This window comes from Rhodoferax sp. UBA5149, assembly GCF_002413825.1.
Lineage (GTDB): Bacteria > Pseudomonadota > Gammaproteobacteria > Burkholderiales > Burkholderiaceae_C > Rhodoferax.
The window spans coordinates 2,642-3,616 of sequence record NZ_DHXT01000119.1 but is presented as its reverse complement, the minus strand read 5'-3'; the positions used below and the strand labels follow the sequence as shown (position 1 = coordinate 3,616).

Below are 975 nucleotides of genomic sequence, written 5' to 3'. Positions count from 1 at the left end.
CTGGGTCTCAAGACGCTGGGGCTCCTGATAGTCTGACATCCTGATGCGCAAAACTCTGTTTCTGCTGCTGGCCGTCTTGCTGGCCAGCGCGCAAGCGGCTACGTTGCGCGTCAAACCGGGCGCGTCGCTGCAGCAGGCGATCATGGCGGCCCAGCCTGGCGACGTACTGGAAATCGAGCGCGGGCTGTACAGCGGCAACTTCCTCGTCGACAAGCCATTGACACTGCGCGGCATCGGCCGTCCCACGCTGAACGGGGCGCTGCAAGGCGACACGCTGCGGGTGACGGCGCCCGATGTGACCATCGAAGGCCTGATCGTGCGCGACTCGGGCGACAGCCTCAAGGACCAGAACGCCGGCATCTACATCTACCCCGGCGCGCACCGTGCTGTGGTGCGGCACTGCGACCTGACCTACAACCTGTTCGGGCTGTGGATTGAAAAGGCCAACGATGTGGTGATCGAGGGCAACCTGATCACCGGCAAGCGCGATTACAACTCCTCCCAGCGTGGCAACGGCGTGGAACTCTACAACACCACGGGTGCGCGCATCATCGGCAATAACATCGGCTTTGTGCGCGACGCGCTCTACGTGGACGTGTCGCACCACGCCATCTTCAAGGGCAACAAGCTGCACCATAGCCGCTACGGCACCCATTACATGAACTCCTACTACAACCTGTGGGAGGACAACGAGAGCTATTACAACCGCGGCGGCCTGGCCTTGATGGAAGTGCGCAATCAGGTGGTGCGCAACAACCGCGCCTGGGGCAACTCCGACCACGGCATCATGCTGCGCACGATCCAGGACTCGGTGATCGAGAACAACGTGGTGGCCGGTAACATGCGTGGCTTCTTCATCTACGACGTGGAATACACGACGCTCAAAAACAATCTGGTGGTCGACAACCAGGTGGGCGTGCACCTGTCGGCGGGCTCCACGCGCAACGTGGTGGAAGGCAATGACTTCATCGCCAA

Annotated in this window: 1 protein-coding gene; it reads left to right on the top strand. The window is 61.4% G+C overall.

From position 1 onward, the window contains the following. Positions 1-43: 43 nt before the first annotated feature. Positions 44-975, top strand: a 932-nt coding sequence (nosD, locus tag B3V69_RS10835; protein WP_296446446.1) for a nitrous oxide reductase family maturation protein NosD, incomplete at its 3' end; no start/stop codon positions are given.